This is a genomic window from Gluconobacter sp. GP1 (assembly GCF_032913585.1).
In the GTDB taxonomy this organism is placed as follows: Bacteria; Pseudomonadota; Alphaproteobacteria; order Acetobacterales; family Acetobacteraceae; genus Gluconobacter; species Gluconobacter cerinus.
In genome coordinates this window covers 67,625-91,047 of record NZ_JASGXC010000004.1, presented here as the reverse complement: position 1 = coordinate 91,047, position 23,423 = coordinate 67,625, and the positions used below count along the sequence as shown (strand labels likewise).

The following is a 23,423-nucleotide window of genomic DNA, read 5'->3' as shown; positions in this document are numbered from 1 at the left end:
GGGCAGAGGATGCGGCTCTTAGAGAGCATGCAGTCCAGCAACACCGGCCAGGATCGCCAGAACGGCCAGCACCAGGAAGATAATGAAAAACAGCTTGGCGATACCTGCTGTCGCGGCAGAAATGCCCGAGAAGCCAAACACGCCAGCAATGATGGAAATGATAAAGAAAACGATAGCATAGTGCAGCATGGGACATGATCCTTGAATTATAGGTCGTGGTCATGTCGTAACGTCATGCGCCTCAGGAAGGTTTCTTTCCTGAAAAAAGAGTACGCGCGAACAACAGACCGCTGAGAAATGCGGAAAACAGCAAGAACAACGGCTGATCCACCATCAGATCAGCCACAACTGCCCGACTTTCTTTTAAGAACGAGCAAATATTTTTCTTTGCACGGGTGCAGCCGACGACCCGCCCAGCCCCATCCTGCAAGGACGGCACGCTCTCATCCAGATATGACGCCAGATCCGCATCCATAGTTTTCAACTCCAAAACCATTTCATCCACGACATAAGAAAACAGGGGCAGCTCGATAACGAACCACCCCTGCTCTTTAACAGCTTAACAACGAAGATGTGACAGATCGCTCTTAGTGACCGACAGTCGTACTCACTTCGCCTCGGGCCGTAGCTTCTTCTGTGTAACGACGAGCCTCAGGAGAAATCTTGAGAGCAAGCGTCATACCTGCGGAAGCAAGGTAGATCACAGCAAATGTCCAGATCACATAGCTCATGCCCGGACCGAAAACTGCTCCACAGAACGAGACGATTGCCGGACCAACCCATGTCGAGGCGCCTGCGCCGAGACCCAGAATGGACAGAGCTGCAGCTTTTTCACGTGGGCAAATCTGCGGCATCAGGCCTGAAAGCGGCACGAAAGCAGCCACCGTTGCACCATAGAAAATGCCCGCTGCGGCAACCGCCCAGAAATTCCCTGGGTACCAGATAGGCACATAGTAAAACAGCGGAATGGCAATGAAGCCGCCGATACCACCGAAGACCGACACCACGAAACGATGTCCCAAAGTGTCAGCAATCATGCCGGAGACAAGGTTAAACAGGATGTTGCTGAGGAAGATCAGCGACAGCAGGTTGAGCCATTGTTCGAGGCTAAAGTGCAGCTGGTCCACAAAGAACGCTGGCATGATGGCAAGGAAAGCGTATTCCGAAGACGTATCGATAATACGGACAATGCCAGCAATCGTCGTTTTGGGTTCACGCCACATGATGCTGAGTGAGCCAAAGAAAATATCTTTGGTGGGCACATGATCCGGCAGAAGACGCTTCTTGCCCGTAGGCTCGTGCGTAAACAGCAATGCCACGAGGCCACCGATAATCACCAGACCCAGTGAGCACCAGAACGTCTTGAGTTCACCAAGATATGGAATCGTATAGCGTGCAAACTGGGAGCCAAGTGTCGGCAGACCCGCAGAGAAAGAGAACCAGAACCATCCAGCAGCCGATCCAAGCATGGCAGCCGGGGTGGCGGCAGCAATCCACACGAGGAAACCGTATGCGAACAGCGGATAGGCAAATCCACGCAGCGCATAAAAGAGAAGGATCATAGGCCCACTATTCGGACCCAGCCCGAACGTCAGGAAGCAGACTTCCAGAAGAGCCCAAAGGATCAGGCCGATCCACATGACCTTTTTGGGACCCATCAGATCAGACAGAGGCCCGGAAAACCAGGCGGCAATCATGACCGTGATGCCGTAAAGAGTGAAGAGTTCGTTGACGAACCCTTGGGAGTGGCCGTGGTGCAGCATGTAGGTGTCGAGATATCCGGCTTCGACACCGTCTCCCACCATGAATAAAAGCTGACCAACAAAAGCCCAGAAAAGGGCGCGTGGGATGCCAAGAATTTCCGCTAGTCCGCGTTTAGGTGCGGCTGTTTCGGACATTTTCATGCTCTCCAGGCATAGGCGCGTCACGAACCTGCTTCGACCTCATTGCCGAAACAGATATGGGAGGCGTCGTTGCGGGCCCTACGAGAGTGCTCGGACCCGTTTCTCAAAATTATGCAGGACAGCGAGGCCAACAGATTGTCGACCTTCAGGAAAAGAGACACCCTCCCCGCCCTGACGGGCGGGAGAAAAAACAGCCGGTTAAGAAACCAGACGGGAATCGTCCTGCAAGAGATGTGGCAAAACTACACACTCTGCACAGCAATGTGAACCGCAGAATAAAAAAAAGGCCGGTGCATTGCTGCACCGGCCTTTCTTTCGTCTCAAAACGAGAAGCCTCAGGCGGCTTCCTGCTCTTCTGCAACTGGCTTCGGACCGCTGTCCTGGCCCTTGGCATCAACATCGCGCTCTACGAGTTCGATGACTGCCATGTCGGCATTGTCGCCGTAGCGTACGCCAGCCTTCAGAACGCGGGAGTAGCCACCGGCACGAGCCTTGTAGCGCTCTGCAACCGTGCTGAAGAGCTTGCTGACAACCGTGTCATCACGCAGCTGAGCGAATGCCTGACGACGAGCGTGCAGGTCACCGCGCTTACCGAGAGTGATCAGCTTCTCAACAACCGGGCGAAGTTCTTTCGCCTTCGGCAGAGTCGTCGTGATCTGCTCGTGCTTGATGAGTGCGACGGCCATGTTGCGGAACATGGCAGCGCGGTGAGAAGAGGTGACATTGAGCTTACGCCCGCTCACACCATGACGCATTGCTAGTTTTCCTTACCCTAAGAAGTTCTCAAAACGTCTCGTCGAGACGCTTGGCCAGATCCTCGATGTTCTCGGGCGGCCAGGCCGGGACGCTCATGCCGAGCGACAGCCCCATACCGGTGAGAACTTCCTTGATCTCGTTGAGCGATTTACGCCCGAAGTTTGGCGTACGGAGCATTTCCTGTTCGGACTTCTGCACCAGATCGCCAATGTAAACAATGTTGTCGTTCTTGAGGCAGTTGGCGCTACGCACCGAAAGCTCGAGCTCGTCAACCTTGCGAAGAAGATTGCGGTTGAACGGCAGGTCATCCTGCGGCTCTTCATGCTGGACCGGACGCGGCTCATCAAAGTTGATGAACAGCTGAAGCTGATCCTGAAGAATACGCGCAGCAAGAGCCAGACTGTCTTCCGGCGTCACAGCACCGTTCGTCTCAACCGTCAGCAGCAGCTTGTCGTAGTCAGTAACCTGACCAACGCGGGTCTGCTCGACCTTGTAAGACACGCGACGAACCGGTGAGTAGATTGCATCGATCGGAATCATACCAATCGGAGCATCTTCCGGACGGTTTGCAACAGCAGCAACGTAACCTTTGCCCATGTTGACGGTGAACTCCATTCCGAGCTTCACACCATCATCAAGAGTGCAGATCACGAGATCAGGGTTCATGATTTCAATATCATGCCCAGCCTGAATCTGTCCTGCCGTCACTTCTCCCGGACCAGTCGCCGTGAGAATCATGCGCTTCGGCCCCTCACTGTGCATACGCAGAGCGAGCTGCTTAACGTTCAGGACGATGTCCGTAACGTCTTCGCGCACACCTGGAACAGCCGAGAACTCATGCAGAACGCCATCAATCTGAATGGCTGTTACTGCAGCGCCCTGTAGTGAGGACAGAAGAATACGACGCAGCGCATTACCGAGCGTCATACCGAAACCGCGCTCCAGCGGCTCCGCCACGACTGTGGCGATGCGCGAGGCAACCGGGCCGGGCTCGACTTCAAGCTTCTCCGGCTTGATGAGGGACTGCCAGTTTTTCTGGAGAACCAAGGTCGTGGCCTTTCAAACAACGAAGCCCGCCAACAAAAATTGGCGGCACCTGGCCCGCACAAATCGTGCGGAGGGAGATGCAATCACTACACATGCCGCGCATTCTCACGAACGCGCGGCATGGCATCACTCAAACGCGACGACGCTTGCGCGGACGGCAGCCGTTATGGGGCACCGGCGTCATGTCACGGATGGACGTAATCGTGAAGCCAACAGCCTGCAGCGCGCGAAGAGCGCTTTCACGCCCCGAACCTGGGCCGGACACTTCGATCTCAAGCGTTTCCATGCCGTGCTCGCGAGCCTTGCGGCCTGCGTCTTCTGCAGCAACCTGCGCAGCGTACGGTGTGGACTTACGCGAGCCCTTGAAGCCCTGTGCGCCCGAGGAGGACCATGCAATTGCATTACCCTGCGCATCGGAGATCGTGATCATGGTGTTGTTGAACGTGGAAAGCACGTGAGCAACGCCAGAGATGATATTCTTGCGCTCTTTCTTGCGAATGCGCGGTGCTGCGGCCTTAGCCATAATAGAGGTCGTCCTAAAAGTTAGCGAGAAGCGTCAGAGTGAAGCAGTCAGGCGCGAATTAGCGCGTGACCTTCTTCTTGCCAGCAATCGCCACTGCCTTACCCTTACGGGTACGTGCGTTCGTGTGCGTACGCTGACCGCGGACCGGAAGGCCGCGACGATGACGCAGACCGCGGTAGCAGCCCAGATCCATCAGACGCTTGATGTTCATAGCGGTTTCGCGACGCAGGTCGCCTTCAACGCGGTGCTCACCGTCGATCAGTTCACGGATCTTTACGATCTCGTCATCAGACAGTTCGTTGACGCGCTTCGCATCGGGGATACCGAGCTTGCTGCAGATTGCCTGCGCGGTCGACGGGCCAATGCCGTAGACATAGCGCAGGCTGATGACCACCCGCTTGTTGGTCGGAATGTTTACGCCGGCAATACGTGCCACGCCAATTCTCCCATCGACGCGATCAATTGACCGCGTCAGCCTGTTTCATGTCCGGTCGAAACCGGATCGTTTGCATCGCAGGCATGTCAGCTCCCAGTCCGATTCCGGAACCCAGGGCCACCTTCACGCCACAGATATGTCGAGGGCGCGCAATATACCGGGCACCCCCCTTGAGTCAAATGAGAATGATCACTTCTTCGTGATCATTCTCATTTCTTCAATTTTTTGCGGTCTTTCCGATGAGTGCATCGATCTCTGCACCCACTTCGTCAACGCCCAGCATTCCATCAACATGCTTCAAACGACCAGCCTTCTCATAATAAGGAAGGATTGGTGCCGTCTGACGGCGATAGATATCAAGACGAGATCTCACCACCTCAGGATTGTCATCTGGCCGGCGTGTACCATCTTCCGCAGTACGACTGGCAATACGCTCGACAAGCTGATCTTCGGCAACGTCCAGAAGAATGACGGCTTCAATCTTCAACCCATCGGTGCCCAACATGGCATCAAGTGCTTCCGCCTGGCTTTCCGTTCTTGGAAAGCCGTCCAGAATAAACCCCTGAGCACAGTCGGGCTGCGCTATACGCCCCTGGATCATCTTTACCATGATAGGATCAGGAAGGAATTCTCCCCTTTCCATAATGGCCTTAGCCTCCTGTCCGATAGGCGTTCCAGCAGCAACTTCAGCGCGCAGCATATCTCCAGTGGAGATTTGCTTAAGGCCATAAAGCTGCTCAAGACGCTTTGCCTGCGTCCCCTTACCTGCCCCAGGAGGACCAAGAAGAATAATATTCATCGACGCTTGTTTCCTCCCGAAACACCATTCCTGGAACCACGGCTACGCTGCTTGCGGATCAGCCCTTGATACTGATGTGCGACAAGATGGGACTGAACCTGCGTCACGGTATCGATCGTTACGGACACGATAATGATGAGGCTCGTACCGCCAAAATAAAATGGCACGTTGTACTTGCTGATCAAAATCTGCGGCAGAAGACAAACAACAACCAGATACAGAGCACCGATTGTGGTCAGTCTCGACAGGATGCGATCAAAATACGACGCCGTGCTTGCCCCCGGACGTATACCCGGAATAAAGCCCCCCTGCTTCCGCAGGTTCTCAGCCGTTTCTTCAGGATTGAATGTCACAGCCGCGTAGAAGTATGAGAAAAACAGGATCATTGCGGCATAGAACAGCATGTAAAGGGGCTGTCCCTGACCAAGCTGCTGCCCGAGAACGGAAAGCCAACCCGGCATATTATGCCCGTTCATGAACCCTGAAATCGTCACAGGAATCAGCAACACGGAAGAAGCAAAAATGGGAGGGATTACACCTGCCGTATTCACCTTCAGCGGCATGTGAGTGGAGTCACCACCAAACATGCGATTACCAATCTGACGCTTCGGATACTGGATCACAACACGACGCTGCGCCTGCTCCATAAAGACGATAAAGGCAATGACGGCAATCGCCATAACCAGAAAGATCATCACGAAGATTGGGGACAAAGCTCCGGTGCGACCCAGTTCAAACAAACTAGCCAGCGCATGGGGCAGATTGGCGACAATACCCGCAAAAATAATCAGCGAAATACCGTTACCGACACCCCGTGATGTGATCTGCTCGCCAAGCCACATCAGGAACATCGTGCCACCGACCAGCGTCACGACACACGACGCGAGGAAGAAGACACCCGGCATCACCACAGCGCTTGCGCCATGAGATGTCATGTTCTCCAGCCCAACAGCGATGCCGTACGCTTGGAAAAGTGCAATAAAAACCGTGAGGTAGCGGGTATACTGGTTAAGCTTTTTGCGCCCCGCCTCACCCTCTTTCTTCATTGCTTCCATAGACGGAAGAGCAGTTGAAAGAAGCTGAATGATAATCGATGCACTGATGTACGGCATGATGTTCAGGGCGAACACAGTCATGCGTCCGAGAGCACCACCCGTGAACATGTCGAACATGCCCAGAATGCCACCCTGATGCTGTGCCAGCAGCTGACCCATGACTGTCGCATCAACGCCAGGAACAGGGATGTATGTTCCGAGGCGATAAACGATAAGGGCCAAAAGCGTAAACCAGATACGCTTCTTGAGTTCAGTCGCCTTGGCAAAGGAACTCATATTGAGATTGGCGGCGAGCTGCTCTGCTGCGGAAGCCATCCACCTGTCCTTTCATGAAAACAGCGTCGCCGCACATCTGCACGGGACGCTGTTCACTATCTAACCATACCCCAGATAAATCTGGGAGAGGAGAACTCAGGCTTCAGCCTGAACTTCCTTCTTCGGTGCAAGCACCTTAACGGAGCCGCCAGCCTTCTCAACAGCAGCAAGAGCTGCCGCGGAAGCGCCGTCAACTTCGATGGTTACGCCATGCGAAAGTTCACCCTTCGCAAGAAGACGAACACCATGGGTCTTGCCATTGACAAGCCCAGCAGCGCGAAGTGTTGCTTCCGTAACAGGAGCCGACTTATCCAGCTTGCCTGCTTCGATAGCCTTCGAAATCGCGCCAAGGTTCACCGGAGCATATTCCTTGCGGAAGATGTTCACGAAGCCACGCTTAGGCATACGGCGATACAGCGGAAGCTGACCACCTTCAAAGCCATTCAGCGAGACGCCTTCACGAGCCTTCTGACCCTTAACACCGCGTCCGGAGGTCTTACCCTTACCAGAACCAATGCCACGTCCTAGGCGCTTCTTGCGATAACGAGAGCCCTCGTTATCGCGTAATTCGTTGAGGTTCATTTCAACCCTCCACCTGGATGAGGTGGGCAACCTTGCGGATCATCCCACGCACAGCCGGAGTATCTTCCAGCGTACGGGTGGAACCGATACCGCGCAGACCAAGACCAACAAGGGTCTCAGCCTGGCCCGGTTTGCGACCAATGACAGAAGCGATCTGCTTTACCTGAACGGTCTTACCGTTTTCAGACATTTGCAGTCTCCTCGGTCTGAGCCTGCTCGCGCTTACCGAAAAGTTCAGCGGCCTTCTTGCCACGACGCGAAGCGACGTTGCGAGGGCTGCTTGCCTTTTCAAGGGCAGCGAACGTAGCCTTGATCATGTTGTGCGGGTTACGCGTTCCGAGGCTCTTAGCGACAACGTCGTTAACACCCAGGCTCTCGAAAACCGCACGCATCGGACCACCTGCGATGATACCCGTACCGGCTTCAGCCGCACGAACAACAACCTTACCAGCGCCGTAGTGACCTGACGTATCATGATGAAGGGTACGACCCTCCTTCATTGGTACGCGGATCATCGTACGCTTGGCGCGCTCGGTAGCCTTACGGATAGCTTCGGGCACTTCACGAGCTTTACCCGCACCGTAACCAACGCGTCCCTTTTGATCGCCAACGACAACCAGCGCTGCGAAAGCAAAGCGACGGCCACCCTTAACAACCTTGGCAACACGATTGATGGTTACGAGCTTGTCGACCAGATCGTCGCCCTGCTCGCGCTCACGACCACCACGGCCGCCTTCTCTTGGCTCACGTGCCATGTGTGATCCTCCTTAGAACGAGAGTCCGCCCTCACGGGCAGCCTCTGCCAGGGCCTTGACCCGGCCATGATAGACATAAGCGCCGCGATCAAACACGACGGCCGTCACGCCAGCTGCCAAGCCACGTTCCGCGATCAGCTTACCGATCGCCGAAGCTGCGTCCACGTTAGCACCGGTGTTGCCATTGTCGCGAAGCTCTTTTTCCAGCGTAGATGCGCTGGCAAGAGTACGACCCTGTGCATCGTCGATGATCTGGGCGTGAATGTGCTTGCTGGAACGGAAGACCGACAAACGCGGCCGGCCGCCGCTCTTGCGACGAAGCTGGAAACGCAGCCGCTGACGGCGACGTTCCTGCAATCCTTGCTGCGATGCCATTACTTCTTCTTACCTTCCTTGCGACGCAGAACTTCCGTGTCATAACGAACGCCCTTGCCCTTGTATGGCTCAGGCTTGCGGAAGCTGCGAATATCGAGAGCGACCTGACCAACGCGCTGCTTGTCGTTGCCTTCAACAACAATAGCGGTCGGACGCGGCGTGGTGATCTTGATACCGGCCGGAATCGGATAAACGACATCGTGCGAGAAGCCGAGGTTCATCACCAGATTGGATCCCTGAACAGCAGCACGGAAACCCGTACCCTGAATTTCAAGACCCTTGGTGAAACCAACAGACACACCCTTGACCATATTTGCGATCAGAGCGCGCGTCGTTCCCCACATCGTCCAGTTTTCACGGGAGCGACGACCAATCGGAGCAACTGCCACTGAGTTGTCTTCGATTTTCACGTCCACGTGACGAGAAACCGGGAAGCTCAGTTCACCAAGCTTGCCTTTGGCCGTGAAGACACCGTTGGCAACTGCGACCTGCACACCTGCCGGAACTTCTACGGGATATTTACCTACGCGAGACATGCGACCCTCCTCAGAAGACGCGGCAGAGAACCTCGCCGCCAACATTGGCAGCGCGGGCCTCGACGTCCGAAAGGACGCCACGCGGGGTGGACAGGATCGACACACCAAGGCCGGCATAAACGCGCGGAAGTTCCTTGATCTTCGAATAGACACGACGGCCAGGCTTGGAGACCCTATGGATTTCCTTAATGACCGGCTGCCCTTCAACGTACTTCAGCTCAATACGGAGCTGCGATACGCCCTTACGGACTTCTTCCGTGGAAAAACCACGGATGTAACCTTCACGCTTCAGAGCCTCAAGCACGTTCGTGCGAAGCTTGGAAGCGGGCGCAACGCAGGCAGCATGACGAGCACGCTGAGCATTACGGATCCGGGTAAGCATATCACCCAGTGGATCAGACAACGACATTCGATCTATCCCTTACCAGCTCGACTTGACCATGCCAGGAATCTGGCCGGCGGACGCAAGATCACGCAGAGCAATACGGCAAAGCTCGAACTTACGGTAGTTAGCACGGGGACGACCGGTCAGCTTGCAACGAAGACGGACGCGCGTTGCGGATCCGTTACGTGGCATCTGTGCCAGCTTAAGAGTCGCTTCAAATCGGTCTTCAACCGAAAGGGAACGATCCTTGATGATGTTTTTAAGAGCGGTCCGCTTTTCCTTATCGCGCTTCGCAAGAGCTGCGCGATGGTTATTACGGTTAACCGCTGAGATCTTCGCCATCTCGAATTTTCTCCCGGAACCTGTCAGGCCTATCCCGACGGTTTTCCAATCTGCGTGTCTATAAAGGAAAGCGGCCTTCCAATGGAAGGCCGAATCCTTATTTTTAGTCGCGATCGGTCTGAAAAATTACCTGATCAACCTGCAAACGGCAGATCGAAGGCCTTCAGCAGAGCCTTTGCTTCGGCATCGGTCTTTGCAGTGGTCACGAAGATGATGTCCATACCGCGAACGGCATCGATCTTGTCATATTCGATTTCCGGGAAAACAATCTGTTCCTTGATGCCCATGGCGAAGTTGCCACGACCATCAAAACCCTTGTTTGCCGGAAGACCACGGAAATCACGAATGCGAGGCATTGCGATCGTCACGAGACGGTCGAGGAACTCATACATACGCTGCCGACGCAGAGTAACCTTACAACCGATCGGAAGACCTTCACGGATCTTGAAGCCAGCAATAGCCTTGCGTGCCAGCGTCTTAACCGGCTTTTGACCGGAGATCGCTGCCATTTCAGCAACTGCTGCATCCAGCTTCTTCTGGTCGCCAGCGGCTTCGCCAACGCCCATGTTCAGCACGATCTTCTCGAGCTTAGGAACCTGCATCGGGTTTGCGTAGCCGAACTGCTCGAGAAGCTGCTTACGAAGAATTTCTTCGTAGCGCTGCTGCATACGCGGCAAAGCGGTGTTGTTATCGCTCATTTTTGCGTTCCTCAGCCTTCGATCACTTCGCCGGTTGCCTTGGCAACACGAACTTTGCGACCGTCTTCAAGAACCCGAAAGCCAACGCGTGTCGGCTTACCGCTCTTGGGATCAACCAGCTTCAGGTTTGACAGATGGATCGGCATTTCCTGCTCGATGATACCACCTTCTCCACCTGCGCGGTTGGGCTTCGTGTGACGCTTAGCGATAGCTACGCCGCGAACGACAGCTTTCTCAGCCTTCGGCATCACTGAAAGGACTTCGCCACGAACGCCCCGGGACTTACCGGAAAGAACGAGGACCTGATCGCCTTTTTTAATACGTGCAGCCATTACAGCACCTCCGGCGCCAGGGAGATAATCTTCATGAACTTGCGAGCACGCAGTTCACGAACGACCGGGCCAAAGATACGCGTGCCAATCGGCTCTTGCTGCTTGTTAATCAGCACAGCAGCATTCTTGTCAAAACGGATCGCAGATCCGTCTGCACGACGTACCGGATAAGATGTACGAACGATAACGGCCTGATGGACGTCACCCTTCTTCACCTTACCGCGGGGAATGGCTTCCTTAACGGATACGACAATGATGTCGCCGACCGAGGCAGTCTTCCGCTTGGAGCCGCCCAGCACCTTGATGCACTGCACCCGACGCGCACCGGAATTATCGGCGACGTCAAGGTTGGTCTCGGGATGAATCATGTGCCTACCCCCTTATGCGCTGACGGAAGAGGAAGCCGAAGCCATGTCCTCTCCGTTGCGTGCGACGACAGACCAAGTCTTGCGCTTGGAAATCGGTGCGCATTCTTCAATGCGAACCAGATCGCCAATTTGGCAGACGTTGGCTTCATCATGAGCCGCATACTTTTTGGAGCGGCGGATGAATTTCTTATAGAGCGGGTGCATGATACGACGATCAACAAGAACGGTAACCGTCTTGTCCATCTTGTCGCTCGTTACTCGCCCTGTCAGGACGCGCCTTGGCATCGTCCGTCTCCTCTCAGGACTTTGCGGCGGACGTTTGGGCGCCCGCACGGTTCTTCGATTGATGAGCCAGTGTCTTGATGCGCGCGACAGCACGACGCACGACCTTAACACGGCTTGTGTTTTCCGACTGCCCGGTGGCAGCCGCAAAACGGTGATTGATCTGTTCGCGCTTCAGATCGATGAGCAGAGCGTTCAGCTCGTCCTCGCTCTTCGCGCGCAGATCTGCAGGCTTGTACGTGTCGGCCATCTTACGCGTCTCCGATACGCTGAACGAACTTGGTCTTGATCGGAAGCTTTGCAGCTCCCAGGCTCAGTGCCAAGCGAGCGACTTCCGGCGGAACGCCTTCGATCTCAAACAGGATGCGACCTGGCTTGACACGAGCTGCCCAGTACTCTGGGGAACCCTTGCCCGAGCCCATACGCACTTCTGCAGGCTTTGTCGAGACCGGAAGGTCAGGAAAAATACGAATCCAGACGCGACCGGCACGCTTCATCGCACGAGTAATAGCACGACGGGACGCTTCGATCTGACGGGCCGTGATCCGCTCTGGCTCAAGAGCCTTCAGACCATATGCACCGAAGTTCAGCTGCGTTCCGCTTTTCGCAAGACCGTGGATACGGCCTTTGTGAGCTTTACGAAACTTTGTCCGCTTTGGGGAAAGCATGTTGTTAAATCCTCAATCAGCACCAGCAATGGAACTGTAGGCTTTCGCCTACAATTCAACGTTGCGGAGCCTGCTCCGCGGCACGACGGTCTTGTGCCAGGGGGTCATGAGCCAGGATCTCACCCTTGAAGATCCAGACCTTCACACCGCAGGTTCCATAAGTCGTCTTGGCCGTCGCCGTGCCATAGTCGATATCAGCGCGGAGCGTATGCAACGGCACACGTCCCTCACGATACTTCTCGTCACGTGCGATTTCGGCACCACCCAGACGTCCGCTGCAAGTAATACGGATGCCCTGGGCGCCCAGACGCATTGCAGACTGGATTGCGCGCTTCATGGCGCGGCGGAAAGCAACGCGACGCTCAAGCTGCTGAGCGATGTTTTCAGCAACCAGAGTTGCGTCGATTTCCGGCTTACGGATCTCAACGATGTTCAGCGCCACGTCGGTCTTCGCCATACGGCTCAGTTCCTTACGCAGTGCATCGATGTCCTGACCCTTCTTACCGATCACGACACCCGGACGGGCAGCGTAGATCGTTACGCGGGGCTTCTTTGCCGGACGCTCGATAACAACACGAGAGACACCAGCACCAGACAGCTTACGACGCAGGAATGCACGCAGCTTAAGGTCTTCATGAAGAAGACGTGCATAGTCTGCACCTGCGTACCAGCGGCTATCCCAGGTACGGTTAACACCGAGCCGAAGCCCGATTGGATTGACCTTATGTCCCATGGATCAAGCTGCCTTCTGCTCTTCGCTGGTTTCCGACGCTTCTGCAGCTTCGGCCACAACAATCTTCAGGTGGCTGAAGAACTTTTCAACGCGAGCCGAGCGACCACGGCCACGAGCGTGAAAACGCTTCATGACAATGGACTTGCCGACTTCAGCCGTCTTCACAACCAGACGATCAACGTCCAGCTGATGATTGTTCTCAGCGTTGGCCACGGCGCTCTCAAGAGTCTTCTTGACCTGCTGCGCGATACGACGACGCGAGAAGGTCAGAGCGGCAATAGCCTTGTCAGCTGGCTGGTTACGGATCATTGCCGCAACCAGGTTCAGCTTACGCGGGCTAACACGGATGTTACGCGTAATTGCTTGCGCTTCCGTATCAGCAAGCGTGCGGATGTGCTTCGGCTTGCTCATTTTCAGCCCCGCTTCGACTTCTTGTCAGAGCCATGACCGGTGTAGGTCCGTGTCGGTGAGAATTCACCGAACTTGTGACCGACCATGTTCTCCGTGACCTGCACAGGCAGGAACTTGTGACCATTATAGACGCCGAACGTAAGCCCGACGAACTGCGGCAGAATCGTGGAACGACGTGACCAGATCTTGATCACTTCGTTACGACCAGAAGCACGAGCTGCTTCTGCTTTGCCGAACAGATACCCGTCAACGAACGGGCCCTTCCAGACGGAACGTGCCATCTCTGTTTGCCCCCTCTTACTTGCCGGACTTACGGCGACGGATGATCAAGCTATCCGTCTTTTTGTTAACACGCGTCTTGTAACCCTTCGTCGGAACGCCCCACGGCGTAACCGGATGACGGCCACCAGAGGTACGACCTTCACCACCACCATGTGGGTGATCGACCGGGTTCATGACAACGCCACGGTTGTGCGGACGACGTCCGAGCCAACGGGAACGTCCAGCTTTACCCATGTGCTGGTTCATGTTGTCTGGGTTAGAGACAGCACCAACCGTTGCCATGCATTCGCCGCGAACAAGACGTAGTTCACCAGACTGAAGCTTGATCTGGGCGTAGCCCGCATCTTTACCGACGAGCTGAGCATACGTTCCAGCGGAACGTGCCATCTTGCCGCCAGCACCTGGCTTCAGTTCAATATTGTGAACAATCGTACCAACCGGCATAGCACCGAGAGACATCGCATTGCCCGGCTTCACGTCCGTATGGGCACCAGAGATGACGCGATCGCCAACCTTGATGCGCTGCGGAGCCAGAATGTAAGCAAGCTCGCCGTCATCGTACTTGATGAGTGCGATAAACGCCGTACGATTTGGATCGTACTCAAGGCGTTCAATCGTTGCACCCACATCGAACTTACGACGCTTGAAATCGACGTAACGATAGGACTGCTTGTGCCCGCCGCCACGGAACCGAACTGTCGTACGGCCGTGGTTATTACGACCGCCAGACTTGTTCTTACCTTCCGTCAGCTGCTTGACCGGCTTGCCCTTCCAGAGCTCGCTACGATCAATCAGCACGGTGCCGCGTGTGCTCGGCGTCGTGGGATTAAAGTGCTTTAGTGCCATGGTTATTACCCCGCGTCAGCCCAGCTTCGCTGTAAGGTCAATGGACTGACCTTCTGCAAGCTGTACATACGCCTTCTTGATGTCAGAGCGGCGACCAGGACGACCCTTGACGCGCTTCGTCTTACCCTTCTGGACCAGCGTGTTCACGCCAGAAACCTTAACGTTGAAGAGCTTTTCGACAGCGGCCTTGATCTGCGGCTTGGTTGCAGTCGTGGAGACCTTGAAAACAACCTGATTACGCTCCGAAAGAAGCGTAGCCTTTTCCGTGATCAGCGGCGAACGGACCACATCGTAAAGAGCTTCCTGAGACATGTTCTCAGCTGTCTTACGTGCGTTCATGACGATAGAGATGGTCATGCCAGACGCTCCTTAAGACCCTCAAGACCCGCACGGGTAATAACCAGTACATCGTGGTTGAGGATGTCATAGACGTTCGCGCCGATGGTCGGCAGGACGTCAATCTTCGGCAGGTTCGCAACCGCACGAGCAAACTGCTCATCAACCGCACCATCCACGATCAACGCGGAGGACCAGCCGAGAACCTTGAGCTTAGCAGCAGCTTCACGGGTCTTGCTCACGCCATTGGCGGTATCAAGCACAACCAGCTTGCCAGCAGCAGCCTTCTGCGACAGCGCAGAAATCAGGCCGAGACGACGAACCTTCTTTGGCAGGTCGTATCCGTGGTCACGGACAACCGGACCATGAACAACGCCACCCGTACGGAACTGCGGCGCACGCAGCGAGCCCTGACGTGCAGAACCGGTGCCCTTCTGGCGGAACGGCTTCTTCGTCGTACCAGAAACTTCACCCATGCCTTTGGTGCGATGCGTGCCAGCGCGGCGCTTAGCCAGCTGCCAGTGAACAACTCGCGCCATGATGTCGGCACGCGGAGAAACCGCGAAAATCTCTTCTGGAAGCGCGACTGAGCCAGCGCTGCCATTATCGAGGGTCTTGATATCGTATTCCATGCCCCTCGTCCTCAACCGGCGGCCGCTACGACTGCAGCCGGGTACGGCGCATCGGCGTGGCGAGCCTTCTTGATTGCATCGCGAATCAGCACAAGGCTATTCTTCGCACCAGGAATCGCACCCCTGACCATAATCAGGTTACGCTCTTCATCCACGGCTGCCACTTCCAGGTTCAGCGTTGTAACACGCTCGTCACCCATATGACCTGCCATCTTCTTGCCCTTGAAGACCTTGCCAGGATCCTGGCGCTGGCCCGTAGAACCATGAGAACGGTGGCTAATGGAAACGCCGTGAGAGGCTTCAAGGCCAGCGAAGTTATGACGCTTCATAACACCCGCAAAACCTTTACCCTTACTCTGGCCCGTGACATCAACTTTCTGCCCAACCACGAAATGGTTAGCGGAGAGCTTTGCGCCGGCCTCAAGCAGAGCATCTTCCGCAACGCGGAACTCTACGAGGTGCTTCTTCGGCTCAACCTTGGTACGGGCAAAGTGGCCACGATTTGCCTTGGTGACATTCTTCACCTTGGCATTACCAAGACCGAGCTGAACGGCTGTATAGCCATCACGCTCATTCGTGCGGGTATCTACAACCTGAACTTCGTCAAGGTGCAGGACCGTCACAGGCACATGAGTGCCGTCTTCTTTAAACAGCCGGGTCATCCCCAGCTTTTTTGCAATCAATCCGGTACGCATCGTCTGGACCTTAGAGTTTGATCTCGACATCAACGCCAGCGGCGAGGTCGAGCTTCATGAGGGCGTCCACGGTCTGCGGTGTCGGCTCGACAATGTCGAGCAGCCGGCGGTGAGTCCGAATTTCGAACTGCTCGCGGCTTTTCTTATCCACGTGTGGCGAACGGTTCACCGTGAAACGTTCGATATGCGTCGGCAGCGGGATCGGACCCCGAACCCGCGCACCCGTACGCTTCGCCGTGTTTACGATCTCTTTGGTGCTGTTGTCCAGCACTCGATGATCGTACGCCTTAAGGCGAATGCGGATGTTCTGGTTGTCCATAGTCTTAATTCGTCCAACTCAAAAATTCGGGTCTCGTCCTACTGCCATTGCATCTGAAAGGGAACCCCGGCCAGAAATAAATCTGACCGGGGCTTCCATATCAACGGCGAAACGCAGGACTTAGGCGCTGATTGAAGAAACCACGCCTGCACCCACGGTGCGGCCACCTTCGCGAATTGCGAAGCGGAGGCCTTCGTCCATGGCGATCGGAGCAATCAGCTCGACATCCATGGCTACGTTATCACCCGGCATGACCATTTCCGTGCCTTCTGGCAGCGTCACGACGCCAGTGACGTCGGTCGTACGGAAATAGAACTGCGGGCGGTAGTTCGTGAAGAACGGCGTATGACGGCCACCTTCTTCCTTCGTGAGGATGTAAGCCTCAGCCTTGAACGTCTTGTGCGGCGTAATGGAACCTGGCTTTGCAAGAACCTGACCACGCTCAACGTCTTCACGCTTCGTGCCACGAACCAGCGCACCGATGTTGTCACCGGCTTCACCACGATCGAGCAGCTTGCGGAACATCTCAACACCCGTAACGGTTGTCTTGATGGTGTCCTTTAGGCCGATGATTTCAACTTCATCGCCAACGTTCACAACGCCACGCTCGACACGGCCGGTAACAACCGTACCACGACCAGAGATCGAGAACACGTCTTCGATCGGCATCAGGAACGGACGGTCAACCGGACGCTCAGGCTGCGGAATGTAGGTGTCTACAGCTTCCATCAGCTCAAGAACGCGATCTTCACCGATGGTGGCATCACCATCTTCAAGAGTTACAAGAGCAGAACCCTTGACGATGGGGATATCGTCGCCTGGGAACTGGTAGGAAGACAGAAGCTCACGAACTTCCATTTCCACGAGCTCAAGCAGCTCTTCGTCATCAACCTGATCGACCTTGTTCAGGAACACGACCAGAGCAGGAACACCGACCTGACGGGCAAGCAGGATGTGCTCACGCGTCTGTGGCATCGGGCCGTCAGCAGCGGACACAACCAGGATTGCGCCATCCATCTGAGCGGCACCGGTGATCATGTTCTTGACGTAGTCAGCATGGCCAGGGCAGTCGACGTGAGCGTAGTGACGGTTCTTCGTCTCATACTCAACGTGAGCCGTGGAGATGGTGATACCACGAGCGCGCTCTTCAGGAGCCTTGTCGATCTGGTCATATGCGCTGAACGTTGCGCCACCGGTCTTTGCCAGCACCTTGGTGATTGCAGCAGTCAGCGAGGTCTTGCCGTGATCGACGTGACCGATCGTACCAATGTTGCAGTGCGGCTTGTTCCGCTCGAATTTAGCCTTTGCCATCGTCTTTCTCCAAAACCCTGCCTTCCACGAGGCAGAGATAAGACTGAAAGTTCATCCAGTCAGTACCTGTTAGATTCCCAGATACTGCCGGAAGCCCTTTAGCGGGTTCTGATTACCAGCGATAGTGACTGAATGCCTTGTTGGCTTCAGCCATACGGTGGGTGTCTTCGCGCTTCTTTACAGCAGCGCCACGATTGTTAACCGCGTCCATCAGTTCGTTGGACAAGCGCTCCTGCATCGTGTTCTCACCGCGCTTGCGGGAGGCATCGATCAACCACCGGATCGCCAGAGCCTGACGGCGCTCAGTGCGCACTTCGACAGGCACCTGATAGGTAGCACCACCGACACGACGTGAACGGACTTCAACAGCCGGCTTCACGTTGTCCAGAGCCGAGTGGAACATAGCCACCGGGTCAGCAGTTGCACCACCACGGTGACGCAGAACCTCGAGAGCACCGTAAACGATGCCTTCGGCGGTGGATTTCTTTCCATCGTACATCAGCGCATTCATGAAGCGCGTAATGACGATGTCTCCGAATTTTGGATCGGGAAGGATCTCACGCTTTACAGCGCGGTGACGGCGACTCATTCCAAATACCTCTTACTTCGGACGCTTCGCGCCATACAGCGAACGACGCTGACGACGCTTAGCGATGCCCTGCGTGTCAAGCACGCCTCGCAGGATGTGATAACGCACACCAGGAAGATCCTTCACTCGCCCACCACGGATAAGAACAACACTGTGTTCCTGAAGGTTATGACCTTCACCCGGAATGTAGCTTACGACCTCGTACCCGTTGGTCAGACGCACCTTGGCGACCTTACGCAGAGCGGAGTTCGGCTTCTTTGGCGTTACCGTGTACACGCGCGTGCATACGCCACGCTTCTGGGGGCATCCCTGTAGTGCAGGGACCTTATTCCGCTTTGCGGCCGGCTCACGGCCGTTCGCGATCAACTGGTTGATGGTCGGCATGCGCCCTTCCCAATCCTTGTCCTATTCCGGACAGAAAGCACCAGACTTTCTGCCATGACATTTTATTCAAATCGACATGCGGCTGAACCGCCTGCCTATCCCACATTTGGAAAGAGAAACAGCAAAAGCCATTTCCCTCCTTTTGTAGCGTGCGGCCTTGGCATCCCCCGAATCCGGGGTAGCGGCACCACATGCGATTCTTTGTCTTCGACGGCTTTTTTTCGCCTAATTAGACGGGAGTAGCCGAGGGCGCGGAACCTACGAAGGGTTCCGCGTTGAGTCAAGTGTTTCGGCTAAAATTGCGGCGATTCTAAAGAGAGAGTTTTTAGAATCGCCGCAATTTCCCCCCTGCTCTTCTTCTAAAAGAGGAACAGAGGGGTTTCTCATTATTCTGCCGCGTCTTTCACTTCAGCCGCTGAACGGCCAACGCGATGACGATCCTGGCTAGCGGCAATCCCGCGCAGACGGTTCATAACGCTACCCGTACCGGCCGGGATCAGACGCCCCACAATCACGTTCTCCTTGAGACCGTTCAATGTATCGACCTTACCAGACGTCGCAGCGTCCGTAAGTACGCGCGTCGTCTCCTGGAAGGATGCGGCCGAGATAAAGGACTGCGTCTGCAGGGAAGCCTTCGTAATGCCCTGTAGCACCGGCATAGCCACTGCTGGGGTATCACCATTTTCCTGAAGACGCTGGTTCTCGATCTCGTACTCAATCCGATCCACGGTTTCGCCGATCAGATAGGTAGAATCCCCTGGCTCCAGAATTTCAACCTTCTGCAGCATCTGACGAACAATGACCTCGATGTGTTTGTCATTGATCTTCACGCCCTGCAGTCGATAGACGTCCTGAATTTCGTTGACCAGATAATCCGAAAGCGCCTCGACACCCATAACTTTCAGGATGTCATGCGGCACACGCGGACCATCGACCAGCGGATCACCCTTCTGAACAAAGTCACCTTCCTGAACGGAAACGTGCTTGCCCTTCGGGATGAGATACTGCGTCTCTTCGCTGGTCTCGTCGTTTTTCACGATCACGCAACGCTTCGACTTGTAATCCTTCCCGAACTCAATACGGCCATCGCCTTCGGCAATGATCGCATGATCTTTCGGACGGCGGGCTTCGAACAGTTCGGCAACACGCGGCAGACCACCGGTAATGTCACGGGTCTTTGAACCTTCACGCGGAATACGCGCCAGCACGTCACCAGCATGAACCTCGGCACCATTCTCAATCGACAGAATACTGTCTGGTGAGAGGAAGTAGCGAGCATCATTGCCATTGGCGAGCTTGACCACATTACCCGCAGCATCCTTGAGCTGCAGACGTGGACGAAGATCGACACCCTTGGAAGCCTGCTTGTAGTCAACCACAACCTTGGAGCTAAGGCCGGTGACCTCATCCATACGTTCGACAAGCGTGATGCTGTCGATCAGGTCAAGGTATTCAACCGTACCAGCCTGCTCGGTGATGATTGGAAGGGTGTACGGGTCCCACTCGGCCATCTTCTGACCACGTGCGACTGCCTCACCCTCGCCCACCATCAGGCGTGCACCGTATGGAACACGGTAACGAGCACGCTCGACACCGTTCTCATCGGTCAGCAGGATTTCGCAGTTACGCGACATCACCACCAGAACCTTCTGAGAATTCTCAACGACGTTGCGGTTCTTGATCGTCACACGCCCATCACGGGAGGCTTCGACCATCGACTGCTCAGCACCACGCGTTGCTGCACCACCAATATGGAAGGTACGCATCGTCAGCTGTGTACCAGGCTCACCGATGGACTGAGCGGCAATAACGCCGACAGCTTCACCGATGTTCACTGGCGTACCGCGAGCCAGATCACGACCATAGCAATGCGCACAGATACCAACGCGGCTATCGCATGTCAGAACCGAGCGGATCTCCATGCTCTCGACGCCAGCCTTTTCGATGAGCTCGGCTTCGGGCTCCTCGATCAGGGTGTTGCGCGGAAGCAGAACTTCATGCGTCACCGGATGCAGCACATCCTTGGACGTCGTACGTCCCAGAATACGCTCAGACAGGGAAGCGACGACTTCACCACTATCCATAACCGCACGAACCGTCAGGCCGCGTTCAGTACCGCAATCCGGCTCAACGATGATGCAATCCTGGGCAACGTCAACGAGACGACGCGTCAGATAACCCGAGTTTGCAGTCTTCAGAGCCGTATCCGCGAGGCCCTTACGAGCACCATGGCTGGACGTGAAGTAATCGAGAACCGACAGGCCTTCTTTGAAGTTTGCGATAATCGGCTGTTCGATAATTTCGCCCGAAGGCTTCACCATCAGACCGCGCATACCAGCGAGCTGCTTCATCTGGGCTGGCGACCCACGAGCACCGGAGTGGCTCATCATCCAGACAGAGTTGGTCGGCTTACCGATAACCTGCTTGGAAATTTCCTTCAGCATGGCTGCCTGGACTTCGTCCGTGCAACGTGACCATGCGTCAACCACCTTGTTATAGCGCTCGCCAGCGGTAATCAGACCATCCTGATACTGCTGTTCGAATTCCTTGACCTCTTCCGACGTCTTGGCAACTAGCGGCGCCTTCTCTGCCGGGATGATCATGTCATCCTTGCCGAAGGAAATGCCGGCACGGGCAGCATGACGGAAGCCAAGACCCATCAGACGGTCACAGAAGATCACTGCTTCCTTCTGACCACAGTGACGGTAAACCGTGTCAATTACGTCAGACACGTTCTTCTTCGTCAGCTGCTTATTGATCAGGCTGAACGGAATCGCTGGGTGCTTCGGCAGGATCTGCGCAATAAGCGCGCGTCCTGGCGTCGTCACGATCATCTGGCGGATCGGCTTACCGTTTTCATCAACGGTCGGCAGGCGCAGACGAATCTTATCGTGCAGTTGCAGAGTGCCCGACAGCATTGCGCTCTCGATTTCTGCAACATCCGAGTAAGCCGGCGGCGCAGCCTTAACGACCTTGTCGCCTTCAATGACAGCTTCGTCCGGCGTTGCGCGATACTCAGGAACTTCAAGGCTCAGATAATAGAGACCCAGAACGATATCCTGAGACGGCACGATAATCGGCTTACCGTTAGCCGGGCTGAGGATGTTGTTTGTGGACATCATCAGCACACGGGCTTCCAGCTGCGCTTCGAGCGACAACGGAACGTGCACGGCCATCTGATCGCCGTCAAAGTCAGCATTGAACGCGGTGCAGACCAGAGGGTGAAGCTGGATAGCCTTCCCTTCGATCAGCGTTGGCTCAAATGCCTGAATACCAAGACGGTGAAGCGTCGGCGCACGGTTCAGCATCACGGGATGCTCGCGGATAACCTCTTCGAGGATATCCCAAACTTCCGGACGCTCTTTCTCCACCATGCGCTTTGCAGCTTTAATGGTGGTAGCGTGACCGTACTTCTCAAGCTTCGAGTAGATGAACGGCTTGAAAAGCTCGAGCGCCATCTTCTTCGGAAGACCGCACTGGTGCAGCTTCAGCTCCGGGCCAACCACGATGACCGAACGGCCAGAGTAGTCAACGCGCTTACCAAGAAGGTTCTGACGGAAACGGCCCTGCTTGCCCTTTAGCATGTCGGACAGAGACTTCAGCGGACGCTTGTTGGCACCCGTGATGGCACGTCCACGACGACCGTTATCGAACAGCGCATCAACAGATTCCTGAAGCATACGCTTTTCGTTGCGAACAATAATGTCCGGCGCACGAAGCTCGATCAGACGCTTCAGACGGTTATTACGATTGATAACGCGACGATACAGATCATTCAGATCGGACGTGGCAAAACGACCACCATCCAGCGGGACCAGCGGACGCAGTTCCGGTGGGATCACCGGAATAATGTCCATGATCATCCAATCCGGACGTGAACCACTCTCAACGAATGCCTCAACGAGCTTCAGACGCTTGACCAGCTTCTTGCGAGCAGCCTCGGACGTTGCCTTGCGCAGCTTCTTGCGCATCATCGTCTTTTCGGAATCGCCTTCCATGACTTCAGCGTCATAGTCAAACGGATCCGCCAAGCCCTTTGCCTTAGCGGCAAGGCTCAGTTCACGCTCCTGAGCGTTAGGAATACCCCAGTCATACGTGGAAAGTGCACGCTTGATGGCTTCAGCGCCGATACCGACGTCGATGCCTGCATCCGGATATTCATCCAGAAGATCTTCACAGCGTACTTCGTCCAGAAGGTACTGGTCGCGCTTCTTGCCGTTCTTGTAAGACTCAATTTGATCGGAGTCACAGACTCCCTTGTCGAGCACAAGGAACTTTTCGAAGTACAGAACTGGCTCAACATCCTTGAGAGCCATATCCATCATCGTAGCAATACGGCTAGGAAGCGACTTCAGGAACCAGATATGTGCAACAGGTGAAGCGAGCTCGATATGGCCCATACGCTCACGGCGAACCTTCGCCAGCGTAACTTCAACACCGCACTTTTCACAGACGATGCCGCGGAACTTCATCCGCTTGTATTTTCCGCATAGGCATTCGTAGTCCTTGATCGGACCAAAAATACGCGCACAGAAAAGGCCGTCACGCTCAGGCTTGAACGTCCGGTAATTAATGGTCTCCGGCTTTTTGATTTCACCGTAAGACCAGGAACGGATCTGCTCGCTGGAAGCAAGCTGGATCTTGATCTGATCAAAGGCTACCGACTGGCCAGCCTGACCCAGGATCTTCATGAGTTCGTTCATGCGCCGAAACCCCAATGCGCGCCG

34 protein-coding genes are annotated in these 23,423 nt (G+C 55.3%); all 34 read right to left on the bottom strand.

All coding sequences use genetic code 11. The features are described from left to right. Positions 1-18: 18 nt before the first annotated feature. The 34 genes from R5H23_RS11845 to rpoC all read right to left on the bottom strand — a co-directional run bounded on the left by R5H23_RS11845 (position 19) and on the right by rpoC (position 23,399). Complete coding sequence (locus tag R5H23_RS11845; protein WP_007282750.1) at positions 19-189, bottom strand: DUF1328 domain-containing protein; 171 nt, start codon at positions 187-189, stop codon at positions 19-21. 52 nt (positions 190-241) lie between these two features. After that, positions 242-475 carry a hypothetical protein gene (locus R5H23_RS11840; protein ID WP_317215538.1) on the bottom strand — a complete coding sequence of 78 codons (234 nt, stop codon included), beginning with the start codon at positions 473-475 and terminating at the stop codon, positions 242-244. Between the two features lie 112 nt (positions 476-587). Next, positions 588-1,904 carry an MFS transporter gene (locus tag R5H23_RS11835; protein WP_174694847.1) on the bottom strand — a complete coding sequence of 439 codons (1,317 nt, stop codon included), beginning with the start codon at positions 1,902-1,904 and terminating at the stop codon, positions 588-590. A gap of 335 nt (positions 1,905-2,239) precedes the next feature. After that, positions 2,240-2,659, bottom strand: coding sequence for a 50S ribosomal protein L17 (rplQ, locus tag R5H23_RS11830; protein WP_046901194.1), 420 nt, complete (start codon positions 2,657-2,659; stop codon positions 2,240-2,242). 28 nt (positions 2,660-2,687) lie between these two features. Beyond that, the gene (locus R5H23_RS11825) at positions 2,688-3,707 is read right to left on the bottom strand and encodes a DNA-directed RNA polymerase subunit alpha (protein WP_046901193.1); all 1,020 of its coding nucleotides are present in this window, start codon (positions 3,705-3,707) and stop codon (positions 2,688-2,690) included. A 130-nt stretch (positions 3,708-3,837) separates the two neighbouring features. Next, positions 3,838-4,230 carry a 30S ribosomal protein S11 gene (gene rpsK / locus R5H23_RS11820; RefSeq protein WP_007282744.1) on the bottom strand — a complete coding sequence of 131 codons (393 nt, stop codon included), beginning with the start codon at positions 4,228-4,230 and terminating at the stop codon, positions 3,838-3,840. A gap of 58 nt (positions 4,231-4,288) precedes the next feature. Further along, positions 4,289-4,666, bottom strand: a complete 378-nt coding sequence (gene rpsM, locus R5H23_RS11815; RefSeq protein WP_046901192.1) for a 30S ribosomal protein S13 — start codon at positions 4,664-4,666, stop codon at positions 4,289-4,291. Positions 4,667-4,883: 217 nt separating this feature from the next. Further along, positions 4,884-5,465: an adenylate kinase gene (locus tag R5H23_RS11810; RefSeq protein WP_317215537.1), complete on the bottom strand. Its 582-nt coding sequence runs from the start codon at positions 5,463-5,465 to the stop codon at positions 4,884-4,886. Beyond that, positions 5,462-6,835 (bottom strand): preprotein translocase subunit SecY, encoded by a 1,374-nt coding sequence (gene secY, locus R5H23_RS11805; protein ID WP_046901190.1) that lies wholly within the window; start codon positions 6,833-6,835, stop codon positions 5,462-5,464. The genes R5H23_RS11810 and secY overlap by 4 nt, the downstream gene beginning before the upstream one ends. Positions 6,836-6,931: 96 nt before the next feature. Further along, the gene (gene rplO, locus R5H23_RS11800) at positions 6,932-7,417 is read right to left on the bottom strand and encodes a 50S ribosomal protein L15 (RefSeq protein WP_046901189.1); all 486 of its coding nucleotides are present in this window, start codon (positions 7,415-7,417) and stop codon (positions 6,932-6,934) included. A gap of 1 nt (position 7,418) precedes the next feature. Next, positions 7,419-7,607, bottom strand: coding sequence for a 50S ribosomal protein L30 (rpmD, locus tag R5H23_RS11795; RefSeq protein WP_046901188.1), 189 nt, complete (start codon positions 7,605-7,607; stop codon positions 7,419-7,421). Then, positions 7,600-8,172, bottom strand: a complete 573-nt coding sequence (rpsE, locus tag R5H23_RS11790; protein ID WP_046901187.1) for a 30S ribosomal protein S5 — start codon at positions 8,170-8,172, stop codon at positions 7,600-7,602. Before rpsE ends, rpmD begins: the two co-directional genes overlap by 8 nt. A 12-nt stretch (positions 8,173-8,184) precedes the next feature. Beyond that, on the bottom strand, positions 8,185-8,547 hold the full coding sequence (gene rplR, locus R5H23_RS11785) for a 50S ribosomal protein L18 (protein ID WP_046901186.1): 363 nt from the start codon (positions 8,545-8,547) through the stop codon (positions 8,185-8,187). After that, the gene (gene rplF, locus R5H23_RS11780; protein WP_046901185.1) at positions 8,547-9,083 is read right to left on the bottom strand and encodes a 50S ribosomal protein L6; all 537 of its coding nucleotides are present in this window, start codon (positions 9,081-9,083) and stop codon (positions 8,547-8,549) included. The genes rplR and rplF overlap by 1 nt, the downstream gene beginning before the upstream one ends. A 10-nt stretch (positions 9,084-9,093) precedes the next feature. After that, entirely contained in the window at positions 9,094-9,492 is a 399-nt protein-coding gene (rpsH, locus tag R5H23_RS11775; RefSeq protein ID WP_010502111.1) for a 30S ribosomal protein S8, read from the bottom strand. A gap of 12 nt (positions 9,493-9,504) precedes the next feature. Beyond that, on the bottom strand, positions 9,505-9,810 hold the full coding sequence (gene rpsN / locus R5H23_RS11770; protein WP_007282734.1) for a 30S ribosomal protein S14: 306 nt from the start codon (positions 9,808-9,810) through the stop codon (positions 9,505-9,507). Positions 9,811-9,944: 134 nt separating this feature from the next. After that, positions 9,945-10,508, bottom strand: coding sequence for a 50S ribosomal protein L5 (gene rplE / locus R5H23_RS11765; protein WP_046901184.1), 564 nt, complete (start codon positions 10,506-10,508; stop codon positions 9,945-9,947). 11 nt (positions 10,509-10,519) lie between these two features. Next, positions 10,520-10,840, bottom strand: a complete 321-nt coding sequence (gene rplX, locus R5H23_RS11760; protein WP_046901183.1) for a 50S ribosomal protein L24 — start codon at positions 10,838-10,840, stop codon at positions 10,520-10,522. Continuing rightward, positions 10,840-11,208, bottom strand: a complete 369-nt coding sequence (gene rplN, locus R5H23_RS11755) for a 50S ribosomal protein L14 (RefSeq protein WP_007282731.1) — start codon at positions 11,206-11,208, stop codon at positions 10,840-10,842. The genes rplX and rplN overlap by 1 nt, the downstream gene beginning before the upstream one ends. A gap of 12 nt (positions 11,209-11,220) precedes the next feature. After that, positions 11,221-11,493 (bottom strand): 30S ribosomal protein S17, encoded by a 273-nt coding sequence (gene rpsQ, locus R5H23_RS11750; RefSeq protein ID WP_010502113.1) that lies wholly within the window; start codon positions 11,491-11,493, stop codon positions 11,221-11,223. Positions 11,494-11,506: 13 nt separating this feature from the next. Beyond that, complete coding sequence (gene rpmC / locus R5H23_RS11745) at positions 11,507-11,740, bottom strand: 50S ribosomal protein L29 (protein ID WP_010502114.1); 234 nt, start codon at positions 11,738-11,740, stop codon at positions 11,507-11,509. A gap of 1 nt (position 11,741) precedes the next feature. Beyond that, entirely contained in the window at positions 11,742-12,158 is a 417-nt protein-coding gene (gene rplP / locus R5H23_RS11740; RefSeq protein WP_007282728.1) for a 50S ribosomal protein L16, read from the bottom strand. A gap of 55 nt (positions 12,159-12,213) precedes the next feature. After that, positions 12,214-12,891 (bottom strand): 30S ribosomal protein S3, encoded by a 678-nt coding sequence (gene rpsC / locus R5H23_RS11735; protein WP_046901182.1) that lies wholly within the window; start codon positions 12,889-12,891, stop codon positions 12,214-12,216. A 3-nt stretch (positions 12,892-12,894) separates the two neighbouring features. Beyond that, positions 12,895-13,302, bottom strand: a complete 408-nt coding sequence (rplV, locus tag R5H23_RS11730; protein ID WP_046901181.1) for a 50S ribosomal protein L22 — start codon at positions 13,300-13,302, stop codon at positions 12,895-12,897. Positions 13,303-13,304: 2 nt separating this feature from the next. Then, positions 13,305-13,583 (bottom strand): 30S ribosomal protein S19, encoded by a 279-nt coding sequence (gene rpsS, locus R5H23_RS11725; RefSeq protein WP_007282725.1) that lies wholly within the window; start codon positions 13,581-13,583, stop codon positions 13,305-13,307. A gap of 16 nt (positions 13,584-13,599) precedes the next feature. After that, on the bottom strand, positions 13,600-14,430 hold the full coding sequence (gene rplB / locus R5H23_RS11720; protein WP_046901180.1) for a 50S ribosomal protein L2: 831 nt from the start codon (positions 14,428-14,430) through the stop codon (positions 13,600-13,602). Between the two features lie 15 nt (positions 14,431-14,445). Beyond that, positions 14,446-14,742 carry a 50S ribosomal protein L23 gene (locus R5H23_RS11715; protein ID WP_174694852.1) on the bottom strand — a complete coding sequence of 99 codons (297 nt, stop codon included), beginning with the start codon at positions 14,740-14,742 and terminating at the stop codon, positions 14,446-14,448. A gap of 41 nt (positions 14,743-14,783) precedes the next feature. Next, complete coding sequence (rplD, locus tag R5H23_RS11710; RefSeq protein WP_046901178.1) at positions 14,784-15,398, bottom strand: 50S ribosomal protein L4; 615 nt, start codon at positions 15,396-15,398, stop codon at positions 14,784-14,786. Positions 15,399-15,409: 11 nt separating this feature from the next. Further along, entirely contained in the window at positions 15,410-16,093 is a 684-nt protein-coding gene (rplC, locus tag R5H23_RS11705) for a 50S ribosomal protein L3 (RefSeq protein WP_046901177.1), read from the bottom strand. Between the two features lie 10 nt (positions 16,094-16,103). Further along, positions 16,104-16,412 carry a 30S ribosomal protein S10 gene (gene rpsJ, locus R5H23_RS11700; RefSeq protein ID WP_007282720.1) on the bottom strand — a complete coding sequence of 103 codons (309 nt, stop codon included), beginning with the start codon at positions 16,410-16,412 and terminating at the stop codon, positions 16,104-16,106. A 120-nt stretch (positions 16,413-16,532) separates the two neighbouring features. Beyond that, positions 16,533-17,723: an elongation factor Tu gene (gene tuf / locus R5H23_RS11695; protein ID WP_086632949.1), complete on the bottom strand. Its 1,191-nt coding sequence runs from the start codon at positions 17,721-17,723 to the stop codon at positions 16,533-16,535. Between the two features lie 112 nt (positions 17,724-17,835). Continuing rightward, complete coding sequence (gene rpsG, locus R5H23_RS11690; RefSeq protein ID WP_046901175.1) at positions 17,836-18,312, bottom strand: 30S ribosomal protein S7; 477 nt, start codon at positions 18,310-18,312, stop codon at positions 17,836-17,838. Between the two features lie 12 nt (positions 18,313-18,324). Further along, the gene (rpsL, locus tag R5H23_RS11685) at positions 18,325-18,696 is read right to left on the bottom strand and encodes a 30S ribosomal protein S12 (protein WP_010502158.1); all 372 of its coding nucleotides are present in this window, start codon (positions 18,694-18,696) and stop codon (positions 18,325-18,327) included. A gap of 386 nt (positions 18,697-19,082) precedes the next feature. Further along, complete coding sequence (rpoC, locus tag R5H23_RS11680) at positions 19,083-23,399, bottom strand: DNA-directed RNA polymerase subunit beta' (protein ID WP_086632948.1); 4,317 nt, start codon at positions 23,397-23,399, stop codon at positions 19,083-19,085. Positions 23,400-23,423 lie beyond the last annotated feature (24 nt).